Annotated in this window: 18 protein-coding genes; 9 read left to right on the top strand and 9 right to left on the bottom strand. The window is 71.4% G+C overall.

Translation table 11 applies throughout. The annotated features are described in order from the left end of the window. Positions 1–8: 8 nt before the first annotated feature. Positions 9–1496 carry a M1 family metallopeptidase gene (locus VGJ24_RS04870; protein WP_331499373.1) on the bottom strand — a complete coding sequence of 496 codons (1488 nt, stop codon included), beginning with the start codon at positions 1494–1496 and terminating at the stop codon, positions 9–11. After that, entirely contained in the window at positions 1496–2053 is a 558-nt protein-coding gene (locus VGJ24_RS04865; RefSeq protein WP_331499372.1) for an RNA polymerase sigma factor, read from the bottom strand. The genes VGJ24_RS04870 and VGJ24_RS04865 overlap by 1 nt, the downstream gene beginning before the upstream one ends. Positions 2054–2124: 71 nt before the next feature. Here VGJ24_RS04865 and VGJ24_RS04860 point away from each other — a divergent pair, with 71 nt between their 5' ends. Further along, a complete protein-coding gene (locus tag VGJ24_RS04860; RefSeq protein WP_331499395.1) occupies positions 2125–3588 on the top strand; it encodes a serine/threonine-protein kinase in 1464 nt (487 codons plus the stop codon). Here the strand turns inward: VGJ24_RS04860 and VGJ24_RS04855 are convergent. Continuing rightward, complete coding sequence (locus VGJ24_RS04855; RefSeq protein ID WP_331499371.1) at positions 3585–4370, bottom strand: hypothetical protein; 786 nt, start codon at positions 4368–4370, stop codon at positions 3585–3587. The genes VGJ24_RS04860 and VGJ24_RS04855 overlap by 4 nt on opposite strands. Positions 4371–4442: 72 nt before the next feature. Between VGJ24_RS04855 and paaN the strand changes: the two genes are divergently transcribed. From paaN to VGJ24_RS04840, 3 genes are all read left to right on the top strand, one after another. Next, positions 4443–6104 (top strand): phenylacetic acid degradation protein PaaN, encoded by a 1662-nt coding sequence (paaN, locus tag VGJ24_RS04850; RefSeq protein ID WP_331499370.1) that lies wholly within the window; start codon positions 4443–4445, stop codon positions 6102–6104. A 118-nt stretch (positions 6105–6222) separates the two neighbouring features. Next, on the top strand, positions 6223–7587 hold the full coding sequence (locus VGJ24_RS04845) for an FAD-binding oxidoreductase (protein ID WP_331499369.1): 1365 nt from the start codon (positions 6223–6225) through the stop codon (positions 7585–7587). Between the two features lie 49 nt (positions 7588–7636). Continuing rightward, positions 7637–9112, top strand: coding sequence for an amidohydrolase (locus VGJ24_RS04840; RefSeq protein WP_331499368.1), 1476 nt, complete (start codon positions 7637–7639; stop codon positions 9110–9112). Position 9113: 1 nt separating this feature from the next. Here the strand turns inward: VGJ24_RS04840 and VGJ24_RS04835 are convergent, their stop codons facing one another. Beyond that, positions 9114–10289 carry a PucR family transcriptional regulator gene (locus VGJ24_RS04835; RefSeq protein ID WP_331499367.1) on the bottom strand — a complete coding sequence of 392 codons (1176 nt, stop codon included), beginning with the start codon at positions 10287–10289 and terminating at the stop codon, positions 9114–9116. 93 nt (positions 10290–10382) lie between these two features. Here VGJ24_RS04835 and VGJ24_RS04830 point away from each other — a divergent pair, with 93 nt between their 5' ends. The 3 genes from VGJ24_RS04830 (at position 10383) to VGJ24_RS04820 (ending at position 13376) form a co-directional block, all read left to right on the top strand. Next, positions 10383–11504, top strand: a complete 1122-nt coding sequence (locus VGJ24_RS04830; protein ID WP_331499366.1) for a ferredoxin reductase — start codon at positions 10383–10385, stop codon at positions 11502–11504. Between the two features lie 9 nt (positions 11505–11513). Next, positions 11514–12758 (top strand): acyl-CoA desaturase, encoded by a 1245-nt coding sequence (locus tag VGJ24_RS04825; protein ID WP_331499365.1) that lies wholly within the window; start codon positions 11514–11516, stop codon positions 12756–12758. A 66-nt stretch (positions 12759–12824) separates the two neighbouring features. Further along, positions 12825–13376 carry a hypothetical protein gene (locus VGJ24_RS04820; protein ID WP_331499364.1) on the top strand — a complete coding sequence of 184 codons (552 nt, stop codon included), beginning with the start codon at positions 12825–12827 and terminating at the stop codon, positions 13374–13376. A 28-nt stretch (positions 13377–13404) separates the two neighbouring features. Here the strand turns inward: VGJ24_RS04820 and VGJ24_RS04815 are convergent, their stop codons facing one another. Genes VGJ24_RS04815 through VGJ24_RS04800 form a run of 4 tightly spaced genes read right to left on the bottom strand, consistent with a single transcriptional unit; the run spans position 13405 to position 16914 of the window. Further along, positions 13405–14187 (bottom strand): maleylpyruvate isomerase family mycothiol-dependent enzyme, encoded by a 783-nt coding sequence (locus VGJ24_RS04815; RefSeq protein ID WP_331499363.1) that lies wholly within the window; start codon positions 14185–14187, stop codon positions 13405–13407. 21 nt (positions 14188–14208) lie between these two features. Continuing rightward, positions 14209–15600 (bottom strand): amidase family protein, encoded by a 1392-nt coding sequence (locus VGJ24_RS04810; RefSeq protein WP_331499362.1) that lies wholly within the window; start codon positions 15598–15600, stop codon positions 14209–14211. Between the two features lie 19 nt (positions 15601–15619). After that, positions 15620–16465 carry an aminoglycoside phosphotransferase family protein gene (locus tag VGJ24_RS04805; RefSeq protein ID WP_331499361.1) on the bottom strand — a complete coding sequence of 282 codons (846 nt, stop codon included), beginning with the start codon at positions 16463–16465 and terminating at the stop codon, positions 15620–15622. Further along, positions 16462–16914, bottom strand: coding sequence for a hypothetical protein (locus VGJ24_RS04800; RefSeq protein WP_331499360.1), 453 nt, complete (start codon positions 16912–16914; stop codon positions 16462–16464). The genes VGJ24_RS04805 and VGJ24_RS04800 overlap by 4 nt, the downstream gene beginning before the upstream one ends. Positions 16915–17146: 232 nt before the next feature. Here VGJ24_RS04800 and VGJ24_RS04795 point away from each other — a divergent pair, with 232 nt between their 5' ends. Further along, positions 17147–18373 (top strand): 2-oxo acid dehydrogenase subunit E2, encoded by a 1227-nt coding sequence (locus VGJ24_RS04795; protein ID WP_331499359.1) that lies wholly within the window; start codon positions 17147–17149, stop codon positions 18371–18373. Positions 18374–18427: 54 nt separating this feature from the next. Here the strand turns inward: VGJ24_RS04795 and aqpZ are convergent, their stop codons facing one another. Continuing rightward, positions 18428–19153, bottom strand: coding sequence for an aquaporin Z (aqpZ, locus tag VGJ24_RS04790; protein ID WP_331499358.1), 726 nt, complete (start codon positions 19151–19153; stop codon positions 18428–18430). 98 nt (positions 19154–19251) lie between these two features. Between aqpZ and VGJ24_RS04785 the strand changes: the two genes are divergently transcribed. Next, the coding region (locus tag VGJ24_RS04785) for an alcohol dehydrogenase catalytic domain-containing protein (protein ID WP_331499357.1) at positions 19252–19474 on the top strand (223 nt) is incomplete at its 3' end.

Below are 19474 nucleotides of genomic sequence, written 5' to 3'. Positions count from 1 at the left end.
CGTCCCGGCTACCGCCGGCTCGGCACGTCCTCGTTCGACCCCGCCTGCCAGGTCGGCTCGGTCGGCCCCTCCAGCCAGGTGTCGAACACGGGAGTCAAGTCCTCTCCCGACTCCTTGCTCCACCAGGCGGCCAGGGAGTCGCGGTCCTGGCTGGTGAAGCGGTGGCTGCGCAGCCATCGGGTGGCCAGGGACCAGAACTGCCGGTCGCCGAGCCGCTGCCGGATCGTGTCCCACATCAGTGCCGGGATGTAATAGGCGTTTCCCTCGCCGAAGGAACCGGGCCGGTAGTCGGCCGGCGCGCCGTACTCGCTACGCATGCCTCCGACGAACCTCGACCACCGGTGGAGGATGTCGTCGAGGTCGGCCGGGGTGTGGTCGGCGGTCCAGTTGGCCTCGGCGAGGTACGTCGCCATGCCCTCGTTCATCCAGAGGTCGCTCCAGTCGTCGGGGGTGACCGTGTCGCCGTACCACTGGTGCGCGATCTCGTGGACGACGACGTCGTGCGACAACGTGTACTTGTTGTCGCCGAGGGTGACCATCGACTGCGTCTCCATCGCGCTGTTCGACGGGACGACGAGGACGCCGAGGGTGGGGAACGGATAGCGACCGACCAGCCGCTCGAGGTAGGCCACGGCCTGCGGTGCGTAGCGGACCTTGCGCAGGATCGCCGGCCGGTCCGTCGGGGTCCAGTAGCTGATCGGAAGGCCGTGCGGTCCGGTGTCCTTGGTCTGGGTGAGGCGCCCGATCGCGATCGTGATCAAGTACGACGCGGCCGGCTCGGGGAGGTGCCACCGGGTGACCGTCCGACCGTCGGTCGTGGTGCGCGAGCGGAGCTCGCCGTTGGAGACACCGACCTGGCCCTTCGGGGCGTGGATGGTGATGTCGTAGAACGCCTTGTCGGAGGGGTGGTCGTTCACGGCGTACCAGCTGTACGCGCCGTACGGCTCCTGCATCGTCCAGACGGTGCCGTCCGGCGCGATGGTCCAGCCGGTCGTGGAGAAGTCGGCCCGGTCGGTAGGTGCGGTGACCGGCTCCGGGGTTCCCGAGTAGGTGAGCTGGAGCACGTGCCGGCTGTCGGCCCGGACCGGCGCCCGGACCTCGAGGTCCTTGCCCGAGTGCTGGAACGACACCGCCTTCCCGTCGAGCCAGACGTGGCCGACCACGATCTGCCGGGCCAGGTCGAGCCGCAGGTGGTCCGAGCTCGTGGTGGACCGGAGCAGCAACGTCTCGGTGGCGGTCAGGCGCGCGGCCCGCGGGTCCCAACTGAGGTCGAGCTGGTAGTGCAGCGCGTCGACGCCGGGGTCGCCGACATCGGGGTACAGGGAGTCCTCGCGTGGGTCGCTGAGCGCTGCGTCGTACGCCGTGCCGTGGGTGTCGACGGCGTCGCCGGCGAGCCGAGGGGCGGCAGGCGGGTCGGCGGTCCCGGACCCGCAGCCGACGGCGATGATCCCGAGCAGCGCCAGGCCGACGGCGAGCCTGCGTTGGCCGCCGGGCATCAGTCGTGTCCGCGGAGGAGCGGCCTCGCGAGCTTTCGGCCGTGGTGGATCTGCGCCTTGACGGTGCCGAGGGGGATGCCGATCTGCTGCGCGATGTCGTCGTACGACATGCCGTAGACGTCGCGCAGGATCAGCGGCTCGACGAACTGCGGGTGGTCGCGTTCGATCGTCTCCATCGCCTCGAGCAGGTCGAGGCGGGTGCCGGCGATGACGCTGGTCGTGCGGGGGTCGGGCTTCTCCAGGGGCAGCACGTCGCTGGAGATCGCCTGGTTCTTCATCCGCCGGTACGTCGTGCGCGCACTGTTGACCGCGACGACGTGCATCCAGGTGGTGAAGCGCCCTTGTCTACCCCAGGACCCGATCTTGTTCGAGATGTTGATCAACGCCTCCTGGCAGGCGTCCTCGGCGTCCGGCGTGTACGGCAGCACCTGCCGGCACACGTTGAGACACCGTGGCCGGACCGCCGTGAGCAGCTGCTCCATCGCGTCTCGGTCATCGCCCTGCGCACGACGTGCGAGCTCGTCGACGTCGTCCGGCGTGAGTTCCTCTCGGATCATGCGCGTCCTCTGACTCCCCGTGCCGCCCGATGGGGCGGAATCGTCACTGCACCATAATGCCGAGCGTGTCCATGCCTGCCCGCCTCGGTCGCTACGCCGTACGTCGGCGCATCGGCTCCGGCGGCTTCGCGACCGTCTGGCTCGCTTATGACGAGCAGCTCGACTCCCCGGTTGCGATCAAGGTGCTCGCGGAGAACTGGACCGAGGACTCCCACGTCCGCCAGCGCTTCCTCGAGGAGGGCCGTTTCCTCCGCAAGGTGGAGTCCCCGCACGTCGTGACCGTGTACGACGCGGGGTCGCTCGAGGACGACCGGCCCTACCTGGTGATGTCGTACGCCGACCAGGGCACGCTGGCCGACCGGCTCGAGGACGAGGGGCTGACCGTGCCCCAGGCCTGCGAGGTGGTTCGGCAGATCGGGGCCGGGCTGCACGCCCTCCACCAGCGCGGCGTGCTCCATCGCGACATCAAGCCGGCCAACGTTCTGTTCCGCACCGTCGACCCCGAGCACGAGGGCACCGTCGTTCGGGCCATGGTGGGCGACCTGGGCCTGGGTAAGGCGCTCGACGTCTCGTCGCGGCTGACGATGATCGCCGGGACCCCGTCATTCGTGGCCCCCGAGCAGGCGCAGGGCGAGCACCTCGACGCGCGGGCGGACCAGTTCTCCCTGGCGGCGCTGACGTTCCTGATGCTGAGTGGTCGTCCGCCGTACTCCCACAGCTCGCTGTCCGCGGCCGCCGCCCCGCCGCCACCGCCGCCGCTGTCGACTACGGAACGACCGTTCCCCCAGGCGGTCGACGACGTCGTACGCCGTGGGCTCGCGGCCGACCGCAACGACCGCTACCCCGACATGCCGGCCTACGTCGCGGCGCTGGCGGAGGCTCTCGGGGAGTCCGGGATGGGGTCGCTCCCCGCGCGCTGGCTCCCGGTCGACCCCGAGCTCACGCAGCCCGGCAACAAGCCGTCACTGGTGCCCTCCCACGACGACCTGCCCGCACCGGTCCCGCCGAAGCGGCGCCCCTGGTGGCCGGCGGCGGTGCTCGCGCTGGTGCTGATGGTGGCGGGTGGCCTGGGCGGGTACGCGGCGTGGCAGCACGCCCACGAGACCAGGACGTTCACCGATGAGGACCGCACCCTGCGGGTCACGGTGCCGTCGTCGTGGGCCCGCGACGTCTCGCTCGCGAACTGGATGCCGCCGGCCGCGCCGTTCAGCCAGTCGGCCCTCTCGGTGGGCAACAAGGCCGACTGGCGGGCATCGGGCGAGGGCGTGTTCGTGGGTCTGATGCCCGAGAAGAAGCTCCCGACCTCGCTCCCCCAGCATCCGGCGTGCTCGAAGCCCGGCAAGACGGAGCGCGGCACCACAGGGGACCCGTCGGTGAGCGCGACGTCAACCGGCTGCCCGGGTGGCGGGATCATCATCGAGAAGGCCGAGCAGGTGAGCCCCACCAAGTTGCTCTGGATACAGGTACGAAGCGACGACGAGAAGACCGCCGAGCAGGTGCTCGACACCGTGCGGACACTCGGCTCGCTGGGCTAACCGGTCGGTGCTGACCCGGCGCCCTGGTGCGACGCCTTGCCCGGGTGGTACGGCTCGGTCGTCCCCAGGACGTTGTCGGCGAACCGGTTGAACAGGGCCTTGAGGCCCGGCACGTCGCGCTCGCGTCCGGCCACCGACATCTCCAGCGTCGCGGTCGAGGATCCGGTGGCCGCGAACCACTGGAAGTAGTTGTAGCGCAGGTGGTTGTTGAGGTCGCGGTAGGTGAAGTAGACCGCCGACGGCGTCTGTTTGAGCTTCTGGAACTTCTGATAGCTCTGCTTGAAACCCTGGATCTTGGTGCTCACCATCTGGCCCGGGTTGAGGTTGAGGGTGTTGTCGAGGATCTTCACCCGCAGGCTGTAGCCGCCGACCGTCGGCTCGTCGGGGGGACGGAACCGCACCTCGGGCTGCCGTTTCGCCTGCTCCGGCGTCAGGGGGGTGTCGGTGATCATCGGCGGCGGACACTCACCGGCGTACGTGCACACGGCGTACGGCTGCCAGCCCGCGGGGAGGTGATAGGTCCACGTCGCCAGCTCGTTGCCGATGGTGTGGTCCGGCAGCGGGAGGCTCAGGTCGGGGCTCAGCGACGGGTACGTGATGTCGGGGGCGGGCGGTTTGGACGACGGCGGCTCGTCGACGGGCACGCTGGGCGACACGGCCGAGATCGGGTAAGGAGCGCCGGAGTCCGAGACGCTGGGCTGGGCGGCGTACGCCACCACCACGCCGAGGCCGATCCCGAGCAGGCCGCAGAGCAGGGCGACCACGAGACCCCGCATGCTCATGCGGCACAACCTACCTAGCAAGCACCAGCGGCCCCATTTGCCTGGTGTGCGGCGCCGCGACAGGCTGGCGTCATGACGACGCCGTACTTCGACAAGCACCGCGACAAGCTCGACGCTGCGGTGGCCGCCAGCGCCTCGCGCGAGTTCTACTCGGCGTACGACGAGTCGCCCTCGCCGCGGGTGTACGGCGAGTCCGCGGCCGGCGAGGGCAAGGCGGCGTTCGAGGCTTGGCAGGGTCGGGCCTTCCCCCTCCAGACCCCGGGCAGTGACGGGACGGTCTCGACCGAGCGCTCGCCGTTCGGGTTCGAGCTCGGGGTGACCTATCCGCGCGCCCACGACGTGGACGCGTTGCTGACGGTCGCACAGACGGGGATGAAGGCCTGGCGCGACGCCGGGCCCGAGGCGCGCGTCGGCGTCGGCATCGAGATCCTCGACCGGCTGCACCAGCGGGTCTTCGAGCTTGCCAATGCTGTCCAGCACACCAGCGGGCAGGCGTTCGTGATGGCCTTCCAGGCCGGCGGAGCGCACGCGCTCGACCGCGCGCTCGAGGCGATCGCCTACGCGTGGGTCGAGATGACCCGGACTCCGCGCACGGCCGTGTGGGAGAAGCCGGGCAAGGTGCCGCTGACGATGGAGAAGACGTTCACCGTCGTCCCCCGCGGCGTCGCGTTGGTGGTCGGCTGCAACACGTTCCCGACGTGGAACTCGTGGCCCGGGCTGTTCGCGTCGCTGGTGACCGGGAACGCGGTTGTCGTCAAGCCGCACCCGTCGGCGGTGCTGCCCTTGGCCATCACTGTGCAGGTCTGTCAGGAGGTGCTCGCCGAGGCCGGCTTCGACCGCAACCTGGTCACGCTCGCCGCCGAGGACCCGGCCGACAAGCTCGCCTCGACGCTCGCCGTACGGCCGGAGGTGAAGCTGATCGACTTCACCGGCGGCAACGCCTTCGGCGACTGGCTCGAGCAGCACGCGACGCAGGCGGTGGTGTTCACCGAGAAGGCCGGCGTGAACACCGTCGTGATCGACTCGACCGACGCCTTCGGTGCGATGTGTGCGAACCTCGCCTTCTCGTTCGCGCTCTACACCGGGCAGATGTGCACCGCCCCGCAGAACGTGTATCTCCCGGCGTCCGGCATCGAGACCGACGAGGGCCTGAAGACGCCGGCCGAGGTCGCGGCCGGGATCGGCGCGGCCTTCGACAAGCTGCTCGGGGACGACGCCCGGGCCGTGGAGCTGCTGGGCGGAGTCGTGAACGACGGCGTGCTGTCGAGGCTCGGGGCGGCCGCGTCCCAGGGCGAGGTGTACGTCGCCTCGCGCACCGTGACCCACCCTTCGTACCCGGACGCCACGGTGCGGACGCCCACCCTGATCGGGCTGACCGCGGCGGACTCCGACGTCTACGAGTCCGAGTGCTTCGGGCCGGTCGCCTACCTGATCGCGACGGCGGGCACCGACGAGTCGATCCGGCTCTTCCGCTCGACGGTGCTGGCGCACGGCGCGATGACGGCATCGGTGTACTCGACGCGGAACGACGTCGTCGAGCAGATGCGCGAGGCCGCTCTGGACGCGGGCGTGGCCCTCAGCGAGAACCTCCTCGGGGGCGTGTTCGTGAACCAGTCCGCGGCGTACTCCGACTTCCACGGCACCGGCGCCAACCCCGCCGCGACCGCGTCGTACACCGACGGGGCGTACGTCGCCTCCCGCTTCCGCATCGTCCAGTCCCGCCGCCACATCTGAGCCGATCTGTCAGAAATCGAACTGTCGCGAAGACCTCGAACCGGTTAGCGTCCTCGCACCGACCCGACCGTGGTCGGCCGTGCTCGGGCCAGCAGACGAGGACCCAGGGGGAGACACGATGGACGTCAGCGCGCTCGCGCAATCGGTGAACGGGCCGGTCTACCGACCCGGCGACGAGGGGTACGCCGAGGAGGTCGCGGCGTTCAACCTCTCGCGGCAGCACACGCCCGACGTGGTGGTCGCGGCGCGGTCCGCGGACGATGTCGCGGCGGCGGTCCGCTGGGCGGGTGAGCACGCGCTCCCGGTCGGCGTCCAGGCCACCGGCCACGGGGCGGTGCTGCCGATCACCGACGGCGTGCTGGTCAGCACCCGTGGGCTCGACGAGGTGACCATCGACCCGGTGCGTCGTACGGCGCGCGTCGGCGCCGGCGTGAAGTGGCGCAGGGTGCTCGACGCGGCCGCGGAGCACGGGCTGGCCGGCCTGTGCGGCTCGACGTCCGACGTCGGGGTCGTCGGATACACCCTCGGTGGCGGGTTGCCGGTGCTCGGGCGGAAGTACGGGTTCAGCTCCGACCGGGTGCGCAGCTTCGACGTCGTCACCGGTGACGGGCAGCTGCACCACGTCGAGGCCGGCGACGGCACGGAGCTCGACTGGGCGCTGCGCGGCGGGAAGGGCAACGTCGGCATCGTCACCTCGATGGAGGTCGAGCTGCTCGAGATCGCCGACCTGTACGGCGGCGCGATCTTCTGGCCGGGCGCCCTGGCTCCGACCCTGCTCACCGTGTTCGCCGAGTGGGTCGACACCCTGCCCGACGAGTTCTCGGCGTCGATCAGCCTGCTCCGGCTGCCGCCCCTCCCGGAGGTACCCGCGCCGCTGCGCGGGCAGTTCACGGTGCACCTGCGGATCGCCTACCTCGGCGACGACGCCGAGGGTGAGCGCCTGCTCGCGCCGATGCGTGCGGTCGCCCCGCCGATGATCGACATGGTGGGCCGGATGCCGTACGCCGAGCTCGACCGGATCCACATGGATCCCGAGCACCCGGTGCCGTTCGAGGAGGGCGGGACCCTGTTGCGCGAGCTCGGCCCCGACACGATCGAGGCGATCCTCGAGCAGGCGGGACCCGACGCCCAGTGCCCGCTGCTGCTGGTGGAGGTGCGACTGCTCGGCGGTGCCCTGGCCGGCGACCGGACCGACGCGGTCAGCGGCCGCGACGCGCCGTACTCGCTGTTCGCGGTCGGCGCCCTGATGCCCCCGATCGCCGAGGCGGTCCCGGGCGCCATCCGTGCGGTGGTCGGGGCGATGGCTCCGTGGTCGACCGGCGGCACGATGGTGAACTTCCACGGCGTCCCCGGTGACGACGCCGACCGGGCCCGGGCCTGGTCCGCCCCGACGTTCGAGCGCCTGCAACGCGCGAAGGCGTCGTACGACCCGGCCAACCTGCTCCGTTTCGGCCACGCCGTTCCCGCCCTCGACCCCGCCTGAGCGGTCCGGTGGTACGGACTGTCCCGGCGGCCGGCACTACGGTGTGCGCGTGGCCGACTTCGTCCTCCGCAACGTCCGGATCGTCGAGTTGGGTCGGGGGCCGGGGTGGGCCGGGCCGGTCGACGTGGTCGTGGAACGGGGAGTCGTCCAGAACATCGGGCACGAGCTGGACAGGCCGCTCGGGATCGAGGAGTACGACGCGGACGGCCGCTGGCTGATCCCCGGGCTCTGGGACCACCACGTCCACCTCGCCCAGTGGACCGCGCGCGGCCAGCGGCTCGACCTCGCCGGCTCGGAGTCCCCCGACCACGTCCTGGCGCGCGTCCGCGACCATCTGGCGCAGCACCTCGGGCCGTTGGTCGGGTACGGCCACCGGCTCGGCATGTGGCAGACCGAGCCCACCGTGGCCGCCCTCGACACGATCGCGCCGGACGTCCCGGTCGTGCTGATCGCCGGTGACGCCCACCATGCCTGGCTCAACTCCCGCGCGCTCGAGCGGCTCGGCCTCCCCCCGCGCGAGGGCGTCGTCACCGAGAACGAGTGGTACGACGCCTACACGCGCATCGACCTCGTGGTCGAGCCCGACGTCTCGCCCGCGGCGTACCGGCGCACGCTCGACCGCGCGGCCGCCCTCGGCATCACCGGCATCGTCGACCTGGAGCGCGGTCAGCTCCCGGCGGACTGGGAGCCGCGCGACTCCCCGATCCGCGTCCGCGTCGCGACGTACGCCGACGGCCTCGATGCGACCATCGCCGCGGGGTTGCGCACGGGTGACGCGCTCCCCGGGTCCCCGGAGCTGATCACCATGGGACCGCTGAAGATCATCAGCGACGGCTCGCTCAACACCCGCACGGCCTGGTGCTGCGAGGAGTACGTCGACGGGTCCGGCGCCGGCGCGCCCAACCAGTCCAGCGCCGAGCTGGCCGGTCTCCTCGATGTGGCCCACAGTCGCGGGCTCGAGGTGGCCACCCACGCGATCGGTGACCTCGCCCTGCACGAGGCCCTCTCGGCGTACGACGTCACCGGCGCGCTCGGGTCGATCGAGCACGCCCAGCTGGTCAGTCGTGAGTCCGTGTCCGTGATGGCCCGGCTCGGGCTCCGCGCAAGCGTGCAGCCGGCTCACCTGCTGGACGACCGCGACGTGACCGAGCTGATCTGGCCGGACCGCGCGGAGCGCTGCTTCGCGTTCCGGTGGATGCTCGACGACGGCGTGCAGGTCGCGTTCGGCTCCGACGCGCCGGTCTCCCCGCTCGACCCGTGGCTGGCGATCGCCGCCGCCGTCCACCGCAGCGCCGACGAGCGGCCGCCCTGGCACCCCGAGCAGGCACTCACCGCCCGCGAGGCGCTGGCCGCGAGCGTGGACGGCCGGGGCAGCGTCCACGCCGGGATGCCGGCCGACCTGGTGCTGCTCGACGCCGACCCGTTGGCCGAGCACCCCCACACGGCGTCGGCCGGAGTTGCGCTGCGGACGATTCCGGTCGCCCTCACCCTGGTCGGCGGGGAGACCGCTCATTCCGCCTGGTGAGTCACGAGAGCGCGAGCGTGAGGTCGCGGATCGTCTCCGGGTCGTCGAGCCGGTCGCCGTACAGCTCGCGCAGCTGACCCATGCGGTAGCGCACGGTCTGCGGGTGGACGAACAACGCGGCGGCGACGTCGTCGCGTCGTCCTTGGTGGAGCAGCCAGGCCCGCAGGGTCTCGGCGAGCTTCTGCCGGGTCGCCGGCCTCAGGTCGGCCAGCGGCGCGAGCACGCGGGTGCGCAGGTCGGCCACGGCCTCGCGGTCGGCGGTGAGCACGAGCTCGGCGAGGTGCTCCTCGGTGTCGTAGGTCGCGTCCTCGTCCCGCAGGTCGAGTGCCCGGAGCGCCCGGGCGTACGACGTACTGGCCACCAGCCAGGGGCGCGGCGGCCCCGCGACCGCCGCGCGCCCGGTCAGGGTCCGCATCAAGCGGGTGCGCGCTCGGCCGCCGATGTCGGGCACCAGCAGCACGCCGAGGCCGTCGGGCAGGGTGACCGGCTCGCCCACCGACGTCAGCGTGCGCGGGTCGAGGAGCCCCTGCACCGGCCGCAGCTGGGCGCTCGACAGGATCACGGCCGTCAGCGTCTTCGGCGGCGTCCAGTCCGCACGCTCGGCCGCGGCCACGAGGGCGTCGGCCGGGTCGCCGCGCAGGATGCCGAAGGCGAGGCGATCCAGGTACCCCTGGCGCACCCGCCCGCTGGTCTCCAGCTCGTCGGCATGGCCGGCGACCGAGGCCGCCGACAGCTCGTCGATGTAGGCGAAGACCAGCTCGGCGAAGTCGGCCAGCATGTCGGCGGGGACCCCGGCGGTCACCGCCGTCTCGGCCAGCTCCCGCCAGGCGACCCGGGCACCCACGCGGTACGCCGAGAGCAGCGCGTCGGCGCTGCGGCCGCTGCGGGCCTCACCGCGACCGAGCGCGTAGGCACCCTCGAGGGCCGGCGACAGCGGCTGAGCCTGGTCGACGACCCGGCCCCGCGCGGCCAGCCGGAGGAAGCCCGCGAGGGCCATCTGAACGGCGTTCTCGACGTTGTCGCCCATCGGTCCGCCGAACGCGCCGGCGTACGACGGGACCTCGTCGGTCACCGCTGCGATGGTGTGCGTGGCGACGTCGGGAAGGCGGCGGCGGAGCAGGTCGAGCAGCCGCGGGTCGAGCGTGATGCGGGTCGTGCGGGCTTCCGGGAGGCTCACGGCAACGAATTGTTCCACATGAACAAAAAGTTGCCCCTGGATTCACGTGTGGCGGTCAGGAACGCATCACCTTATGACGACATGCTGGGATGTATGAGCACTACTCTCGCGCCCAGCAACCGATGGCGCACCCGTGCTCTGAAGATCGCGGAGGCGGCGACGACGCCGCTGGTCCCTGCCGACTTCCTCGACCTCTTCGCCCCGCTCCGCACCGGCGCCGAGCTGCGTGGCCGGGTGGAGTCGGTCCACCCCGAGACCGCCGACGCCGCGACCCTGGTGATCCGTCCCGGCGCCGACTGGTCCGGGCACGTGCCCGGCCAGTACGTCCGGATCGGTGTCGACGTCGACGGCGTCCGCTGCTGGCGCGCCTACTCGCTGACCCACGGCCCCCGCGCCGACGGCCGGATCTCGATCACGGTCAAGGCCGTGCCGGACGGCCACGTCAGCCCCTACCTCGTGCGGCACACCCGACCCGGCACGCTGCTCCACCTCGAGCAGGCGGCGGGCGAGTTCGTGCTCCCGGTCTCGGGCCCGCGCAAGCTGCTGTTCATCACAGCCGGCTCCGGCATCACCCCGGTGATCGGGATGCTTCGCAACCTGTACCCCTCGACCGACAGCGGCGTGCTCCGCCTGGCCCGCTCCACGCCGTACGACGTCGTCGTGGTGCACGTCGCGCCGAGCGAGCCCGACTCGATCTTCCTCGACGACCTGCGCAAGCTCGAGGCCGCTGGTGCGATCCGCCTCGTCGCGCGGTACGACGACCAGCACGGCATCCTCGACCTCGCCGACATCGACGCGCTCGTGCCCGACCTCGCCGAGCGCACGACGTTCGCGTGCGGCCCGGGTGGGCTGCTCGACGCGATCACGGGCCATCACGAGGACCGCGGGCTGCCCCTGTTCACCGAGCAGTTCCGCGTGACGACCCTCGTCGCCGGCGAGGGCGGCACCGTCACCTTCGACCGGGCCGGCGTCGACGTCGAGTGCGACGGCGGCCGCCCGATCCTGGAGCAGGCCGAGGAGGCCGGGGTCCTGATGCCGAGCGGCTGCCGGATGGGCATCTGCTACCAGTGCGTGCTGCCGATGCGCGAGGGCGTGGTCCGCGACCTGCGCACGGGCGAGCTCACCACCGCCGTCCCGGGCGAGACCGGCTCCGGTGGGATCCGAATCCAGACCTGCATCAACGCGGCCGCCGGGCCGTGCCACCTCGACCACTAAGGAGACGAGATGACCACGATCCAGAAGAAGCCTCGTATCGGCCAGGTCAACCCGATCGCTCACCTCACCGGTGAGGACCTCGAGCTGATGGCCAAGGAGCTCGACGACATCCGCCAGTCGGTGGTCGACACCCGCGGTGAGCGCGATGCGCGCTACATCCGCCGGGTGATCAAGACCCAGCGCTCGCTCGAGCTCGGCAGCCGCGTCGTACTCCTCGCGTCGCTGTTCCCGCCGGCCTGGCTGATCGGCACCGCCGGCCTCTCGGCCTCGAAGATCCTCGAGAACATGGAGATCGGTCACAACATCCTGCACGGCCAGTGGGACTGGATGCGCGACCCGAAGATCCACTCGACCACCTGGGAGTGGGACTCCGCGACCCCGGCCGACCAGTGGAAGCACGCCCACAACGAGCTGCACCACAACTTCACCAACGTGATCGGCAAGGACAACGACCTCGGCTACGGCATCATGCGCGTGGACGAGGACCAGCCCTGGCACCCCATGCATCTCGGTCAGCCGCTGTGGAACTTCGTCAACGCGCTCTTCTTCGAGTACGGCATCGCGGCGTACGACCTGGAGTTCCGGGGCGCGGTCGCGCGCGGCAAGACCAAGGACCCGAAGTTCAAGGCGGAGTTCAAGGCCGTCCGTGCCAAGATCCGGCGTCAGGTCACCAAGGACTACGTCGTGCACCCGACCCTGTCGCTGGTGACCGGCTCGTTCATCCCGACCATGCTGGCCAACTTCACCGCCAACACCGTGCGCAACCTCTGGTCGCACTCGGTGATCATGTGCGGCCACTTCCCCGAGGGCGTCCAGACCTTCGAGAAGCGCTCGATCGACGGCGAGACCAAGCCCGAGTGGTACGTACGCCAGATGCTCGGCTCGGCCAACATCTCCGGCTCGAAGCTGATGCACATCATGACCGGCAACCTGTCGCACCAGATCGAGCACCACCTGTTCCCCGACCTGCCGTCCAACCGGTACGGCGAGATCGCGCCGAAGGTGCGGGACCTCTTCGACCGCTACGGCCTCGACTACTGCGCCCGGCCGTTCCCGCAGCAGGTCTACTCCGCGTGGCACAAGGTGGTCCGCCTGTCCCTGCCCAACGGGTGGCTCGACCAGACCAACGCACGCAACCTGCCGGGCCAGCTCAAGCGCCTCTACCAGATGTCGACCGGCGGCCCGAAGGTCCGCCGCGCCCTCCAGGCCCGGATGGCGCAGGAGCAGCGCCGCTCCCTCACCCCTGCTGCGTGAGGGTGCTTGCATCAGGAAAGGCCGGGGAGGTCGGGTCGGCGGAGTCTCGGAGACAGGAGCGGCTGCATGTTCGGGTCGGTCGACCCCTCACCCGAGGACGTCGCGCTGGCTCTCCCCGGTGACGACCTCGTCCCTCGCGCGGACGTGGTCATGGACCGCGCCTTCGACCTCCCGGCCGCGCCGGAGGTCGTGTGGCCGTGGTTCGTCCAGCTCGGGAAGAAGCGCGCGGGGTGGTACCTGCCCGCGTCCGTCGAGCGGTTCGTCCCGCGATCGCGGCGGGCCCTCCGGACGATCGACCCGTCGCTACAGGTGCTGCGCGTCGGGTCGGTGATCCCCGACTGGGGGGGCAGGCACGAGACCTTCCAGGTGGCGATCCTGGAGCCGCCCCACGCGCTCGTGCACACGACCCAGCGCGGTCGCACCTTCGGCTCCTGGGCGATCGTGCTCACGCCGTACGACGACGCGGGGACCTCGGCGACCCACGTCCACCTCCGACTGCGGCTGTCGCCGGTGAAACGGAAGCGTCTGGCCGGAAGCGTGGGTGAGCTCTTCGACGCCTCGACCATCGCAGGCCTCGCGGCCGGACTCCGCGAGCGACTGTCCCCGTCGTCCGCCTGAGGTGTGGCTGAGACGCCACCCGGACCGGTCAGAGGCCGGGGAAGACCGTCCGCAGCAGGTCGAGGTCCACACCCGTGGCGGACACCGAGGCCGGCGTGTGGTCGGGGTCGAGCCGGCCGTAGACCAGACGCACGAAGGCCTCGGTCGGCAGGCTGAGCTCGGCCGCGTCGGTGTCGTCGAGCGACGGCGACAGCGAAACCCCGGACGGTCCGAGATCGAGGTGGTAGGCGCGCTCCGGGGAGGTCGTCCGAACCTCCACCGACACCTGCTTCTCCGACGGCTTGCCGGCCCAGGCGACAACCATGCCGATGCCGTCCGCGACCCAGGCGACCGCGTCGTCCGGGATCGTCGAGGCCGGGTCGAGAGCGACGGTCACGTCCCAGGTGTGGAGGGCGTACTCGCTGAGCCGCATCCGCAGGAACGTGGCGAGGTCCTGGTCCATCCCGAACAGCTCCAGCCGCCAACGCTCTCTCTCCTCGTCGCTCAGGGCGTCGACCGCGTCGAGGAACGACGCGGTGACCTCCAGCGCGTCCTGGATCTGCGTGGTCGGCGACTTCGCGTTCCAGGCGTCCCAGATGGGCGGGTTGATCTCGCCTCCCGGCGCCGGCTCGCCCTTGGTGCCCGCATCCAGGTAGTGGTGGAAGATCTCGGTGCCCGACCCGAGGTGCGAGGCCACCTGCGCCACCGACCAGTCGTCGTCGTACGACTGCAGGGTCGCGCGCGCCTCCCCGAGCTCGTCGAAAGCCGCGGCGAGGCGCTGGTAGGTGGCTCGGAGGGTCGTGAGGACATCGTCGGTTGAAGATTCACCCATGCCGGCGTAACCCGCCCGGGGTCACACCCATTCCGGGAACGTCGGCGCGGGCAGCGGCCCGGTGTGCGCATCGCGGCCGGCCTCCAGGGCGCGGCCGAGCTGGAGCAGCCGGGTCTCATTGCCGCGGGCGCCCCACAAGGAGAGCGCGACCGGGAGGCCGTGCGTGAGCTCGAGCGGGACGGTCAGGATCGGCGACCCGGCGAGCGCGCTGGAGTCGCTGGCTCCACCGCCCCCTCCGGGGTCGCCGTTGACCAGGTCGATCGGCGTGGCGGGTCCGGTGGCCGGGGCGACCAAGGCGTCCAGGTCGTGCTCGCCGAGCGTCCGGTCGAGCTCGGCGAGTCCCACGGCGGTACACGCGTCGAGGGACTCCAGGTAGGCCGGGGACGAGACTCCCTCGGTCTCCTCCGCCTTCTCGAACAGGCTCTGCCCGAACCACGGCATCTCCTGCTCGGCATGCTCCTGGTTGAACGCGATGACGTCGGCCAGCGTGCGCACCGGTACGTCGCGGGTCGCGAGGTACCGGGCCAGGGCCACCTTGAGCTCGACCAGCATCAGGGTGAGCCCGACCTCGTCGTCGAGGTCCTTCAGGGCCGGCAGCGCGAGGTCGTCGACGATCACCGCGCTGGCCCCCGACAGCAGCGACAGCGCACGTTCGGATGCGGCGTCGGCGGCCTCGCTGTACCCCCACAGGTCACGGGGTACGCCGATCCGGCGGCCGCGCACCCCGCGCTCGAGATCGACGGCGTAACTCGTCCCGGCCATCGCGTCGAGCAGCGCGGCGGCGTCGGCGACGGTCAGCGTCATCGGCCCGGGTGCGTCCTGGCTCCACGAGATCGGCACCACCCCCTCCGTCGGCACCAGCCCGACCGTGGGCTTCAGCCCGACGACCCCGCAGCAGGCGGCCGGGGACGTGATCGAGCCGTTGGTCTCGGTGCCGACGGCGAGCGCGGCCAGTCGGGCGGCGACCGCGGCCCCGCTCCCGGAGCTCGACCCGGAGGCCGTGCGGTTGAGGGCGTACGGGTTGCGGGTCAGCCCGCCGTGCGCGCTCCAGCCGGAGGTGGAGTGGTGGTCGCGGATGTTGGCCCACTCGCTGAGGTTGGTCTTGCCGAGCACGACCAGACCGGAGTCACGGAGCCGGCGTACCAGTGGTGCGTCCTGCTCGGGCGGCGAGTCGGCGAGCGCCAAGGAGCCCGCCGTCGAGGCCAGACCGGCGGTGTCGACGTTGTCCTTGATCAGCACCGCCCGGCCGTGCAACGCCGAGCGGCTGCGGCCTGCGGCGGTCTCGCGGTCGAGCGTCTCCGCCTCGGCCAGCGCGTGCGCGTTGACGGCGTTGACGGCGTTGATCCTCGGGTCGAGCTCCTCGATCAGCCCGAGCAGTCGTCGTACCTCGTCCTGAGCGGGTCCTGACGTCACGCTCGCGATCCTGGCAGGGTCAGCTCCGGCTGGGGAAGCGTTGCGGGAGGTTGCGCAGCATGCCGGCGACGACGCCGCGCATCTCCCAGTACGACGCATCCTCCTGCGCGCGGTAGATCTGCTCGAAGGTCACCATCTGGTAGATCGTGTTCGCGTCCACGGCGAGCTCGAGGGCGCGGTCCACGTCGACGTCCGGGTAGGCCGCGCGCCACGCCTCCGCGTAGACCGCCCGGGCCGCGCGCCCCTCGTCCTCGGGCAGTCGCTTCGTGAGCAGCACGATGTCCAGGAACGGGTGCGAGACCGCGGCATCGCTCCAGTCGTAGAGCGCGACCGTGTCGCCGTCGTGAGCGACGTTGCCCGGGTGGAGATCGCCGTGGACGAGCGTCTCGGGAAGGCCGAGCGAGGCGAGTTCCTCGACGACGGCATGCACGGCCTCGCGTACGCCGCGCGCGGCGGCCACCTCGTCCGGGGTGAGCTCGTCGAGCTCCGTGCTGCCGACCAGGATCTCGTCGAAGACGTGCAGCGTCCGGGCGAGACCGCGCTCGGGCACGCCGGCCCTCTCGATCTCCTCGAGGTGATCCAGGGAACGGAGCTGGGTGGTGGCCGCGATCCGCGCAGCCGCAGGTCCCAGGCCGGCGGGTGGCGCGTCCTCGTGGTCCTCGTCCGCGCCCGGCATCTCGTCCATCAGGAGCCACGCCCGCTGCTCGTCGGCGGCCAGGATGGGGGGCGCGTGTTCCGGCAGCACCTCGACGACCAGGCGGGTGAGTGCCGGCTCGGCGTGGAAGTGGCGGCAGGACGCCTTGAACCACACCGCTGCCGGCGCGCAGGGGACCTGGAGCACGGCGGAGAGACTCCAGACCTTCACCGGCACCGTGTCACCGGTTCGGGCTCTGCCGCGGGCGGCCAGGTGCTGGTCGATCCAGGCGTCGACCTCGTCGTACCAGGACGCGCTGAACCATCGGGGCCGCCTGGCGGGGCCTCGGCGTGCCCGGCCACGACCGCCGCGACCTCGAGCAGGGCGGCCACGACGGCGTCGTCGTCCTCGGCCACCTCGGCGATGGCCGTCCAGGTGCCCTCGACCGGGGCCCAGGACCGGGCGCCGAAGACGCTGAGCAGCACGGTCGGATCCGCCCGCACGCGTAGCTGTGGCGCCACGAGCACGGCCTTCTCGTCGCCGCACGCCCGACTACGACGGTGCAGGTCGTCCCAGCTCTCCTCCGCCTCGTAGGACGGCAGCCGGCGCGTGTCATCGGTCAGCACCTGCCCCTCCCGCAGGAGTACGCAGACCTGGCGGGCGGCCGCGCTCTCGGCCATCGGTCCCTCCTCGGATGGTGAGTCGGCATTCTGCCTCGGCCGGGGACCGGGCCGCCCCCTGGTTTTCCCTGGCCGCGACACGTCATGCCTCTAGCCCGTTTGGTGCCTGGTGAGGGGTACCCCGGTGCGTTACGGTTCCCTCGTCGGCGAGGGTCCGGGACCTCGTTGAGGGGCACCCGGACCGGTGCCCCGACAGAGTCCTTGGGGGGACGCCGTGGCGCGGGTGTTGCGCATGCCTGAGGTGGAGGACGACGCTGCCTCCGCCATGCTCACGGCGTGGTTGGTCGGCGAGTCGGGGGACTTCGTCGGCGCGCAGAGCATCGCCACCGTCGAGACCGACACGAGCCTGCTCAGCATCGAGGTCGCGGAGCCGGGATTCCTGATCAGGTCGCTGGTCGAGCCCGGGCAGCACGTCGCGCCGGGCACCCCGCTGGCCGTGCTCGGTGCTCCGGGCGAGGTGATCGAGGACGTCGAGCAGCTGATCGTCCAGCTGGGCATCGCCGTCTCCCCGGAGTCGCAGCAGGCGCAGGACGCGGGCGCGCACCTCCGCGCCGTACCCGCCGACGACCCGCTACGGGCGACCACGTGGCCGCCGCCGGAACCGGCCGAGTCACGTGAGCCGGTCGAGTCCCGTGAGTCCGTCGAGCAGATCGAGCCGGTCGAGCGGATCGAGCCGGTCGAGCAGATCGAGCAGATCGAGCCGGTCGAGCCGGTCGAGCCGTCGGAACCCGAGTTCGTGATGAGCCTGGTGGAACCGGCCTCGGCGGACGCCCTGGACGAGCCGATCGTCGTACGCAAGGTGGTCGGCTGGGCGGACACCGTCGCGGAGGCGGTCGTGGACACGGTGCTCGTCGGCGACCCGCGGGCGGCCGAGAAGGCGGCGACCTCGGCCACGAGCCAGCTGCAGCTGCGCGACGTCGTACGCGCCGACGGCCTGCTGGCGATCGTCTCGGGAGTCGACTCGGTCTCCCTGATCGCGCTGGTGGTCAAGGCGGTCGCCGTGGCCGGCCGTCAGATGCCGCTCCGCCCGGGCTCGTCGGCGATCGCCGACGTGGCGGTGCAGCGGTGGACGCCGTCCGGCACGGTCGCGCCGGTCGTGCACGTGGCCAACCTGATGACGGTGAGCTCGCTGACGACGACCCTGGCCGACCTCGACACGCGTGCTCGCGAGGGTCGGCTGGCTTCCGGCGAGCTCGAGCCGGCCTCTGTGACCGTGGTGGACCTCGGCACGGAGGGGATCGCCGAGGGCACCGTGGATGCGACCGCTGCTCACCCGGCCGTGCTCACGATCGGCGCGGTGCGTGTGCAACCGGTGGTCGAGGGCGGCGTCCTGGTCCCCGGCCGGGTGCTGGCGATCTCGTTCTCCTGCGACACCGAACGCATCGATCCGGGCGCCGCGGCGCGGTGGCTGGCCCACCTGGCGGGTCTGCTCGAGGAGCCGCTGCGCTTCCTCGCCTGAGGGCCGTCGACCCTCCCGGAGACCGAGAGGGTCCACCGCACGATCGCTTGCCCGTCACCCCTGCTCGGCGACCTCCAGCGGGACCGGCTCGTCGTCGCCTCCGAACAGGGTGAGATACGTGGCGCCGGCGATCAGGCCGCCGGCGAGTGGAGCCAGGATGAACAGCCAGAGCTGGACGATGGCGTCTCCGCCGGCGAACAGGGCGGGCCCGATCGAGCGCGCCGGGTTCACCGACGTGTTGTCGACCGGGATGATGATCAGGTGGATCAGCGTCAACGTCAGGCCGATCGCCAGCGGGGCGAAGCCCTTCGGGGCGCGGGTGTCGGTGACGCCGAGGATCACGTAGACGAAGAACGCGGTCAGCAGGACCTCGGCCAGCAGCACCGACCACCAGGCGTAGCCGTCGGGTGACCGGTCGCCGTACCCGTTCGTGGCAAAGCCACTGGCCGTGGAGTCGAAGCCGGACTTGCCGTGCGCCATCACCCACAGGCTGAACGCCGCGACCACGGCGGCGACCACCTGGGTGACGACGTACGTCGGCACGTCCCTCCAGTCGAAGCGCCGGCCCATCGCGAGTCCGACGGTGATCGCGGGGTTGAAGTGCCCGCCCGAGATGTGACCCACGGCGTAGGACATGGTGAGGACGGTGAGGCCGAACGCGAGGGCGATGCCGTAGAAGCCGATGTGGACGCCGGCGAAGACGGCTGCGCCACAGCCGCCGAACACGAGCAGGAACGTGCCGAAGAACTCGGCCGCGACACGTTGGGGGAGAGGGTGCATGGGTTTCACCTTTCTCGCAGCTGTTGCCTGAGGTGATCGTTGCAGAGAACGTCGATCGGATGGGGAGGTGCGAGGGCCCACTCATCTAGGGTCGAGCCATGCCCCAGGCACTCGTGGTGACCGGACCGGGCGACCTCGAGGTGCAGGACGTCTCGCTACGCGCGCTCGGCAACGACGACGTCCGGGTCCGCATCGCCGGGGTCGGCGTCTGCCACTCCGACCTGTCCATGGTCAACGGCACGCTGCGGCCGTCGTACCCGCTGGTGCTCGGTCACGAGGCTTCCGGGGTCGTCACCGAGGCGGGACCGGACACCAACGTCG

The sequence above is a fragment of the Nocardioides sp. genome (genome assembly GCF_036493135.1).
Lineage (GTDB): Bacteria > Actinomycetota > Actinomycetes > Propionibacteriales > Nocardioidaceae > Nocardioides.
The sequence above is the reverse complement of the archived record's forward strand: the minus strand, read 5'-3'. Positions and strand labels throughout refer to the sequence as shown.

Coding starts and splice junctions, on each gene's coding strand:
- VGJ24_RS04870 (WP_331499373.1), bottom strand. CDS start 1,496: ATGCCCGGCGGCCAACGCAGGCTCGCCGTCGGCCTGGCGCTGCTCGGG.
- VGJ24_RS04865 (WP_331499372.1), bottom strand. CDS start 2,053: ATGATCCGAGAGGAACTCACGCCGGACGACGTCGACGAGCTCGCACGT.
- VGJ24_RS04860 (WP_331499395.1), top strand. CDS start 2,125: ATGCCTGCCCGCCTCGGTCGCTACGCCGTACGTCGGCGCATCGGCTCC.
- VGJ24_RS04855 (WP_331499371.1), bottom strand. CDS start 4,370: ATGAGCATGCGGGGTCTCGTGGTCGCCCTGCTCTGCGGCCTGCTCGGG.
- paaN (WP_331499370.1), top strand. CDS start 4,443: ATGACGACGCCGTACTTCGACAAGCACCGCGACAAGCTCGACGCTGCG.
- VGJ24_RS04845 (WP_331499369.1), top strand. CDS start 6,223: ATGGACGTCAGCGCGCTCGCGCAATCGGTGAACGGGCCGGTCTACCGA.
- VGJ24_RS04830 (WP_331499366.1), top strand. CDS start 10,383: ATGAGCACTACTCTCGCGCCCAGCAACCGATGGCGCACCCGTGCTCTG.
- VGJ24_RS04825 (WP_331499365.1), top strand. CDS start 11,514: ATGACCACGATCCAGAAGAAGCCTCGTATCGGCCAGGTCAACCCGATC.
- VGJ24_RS04820 (WP_331499364.1), top strand. CDS start 12,825: ATGTTCGGGTCGGTCGACCCCTCACCCGAGGACGTCGCGCTGGCTCTC.
- VGJ24_RS04815 (WP_331499363.1), bottom strand. CDS start 14,187: ATGGGTGAATCTTCAACCGACGATGTCCTCACGACCCTCCGAGCCACC.
- VGJ24_RS04800 (WP_331499360.1), bottom strand. CDS start 16,914: ATGGCCGAGAGCGCGGCCGCCCGCCAGGTCTGCGTACTCCTGCGGGAG.
- VGJ24_RS04795 (WP_331499359.1), top strand. CDS start 17,147: ATGCCTGAGGTGGAGGACGACGCTGCCTCCGCCATGCTCACGGCGTGG.
- aqpZ (WP_331499358.1), bottom strand. CDS start 19,153: ATGCACCCTCTCCCCCAACGTGTCGCGGCCGAGTTCTTCGGCACGTTC.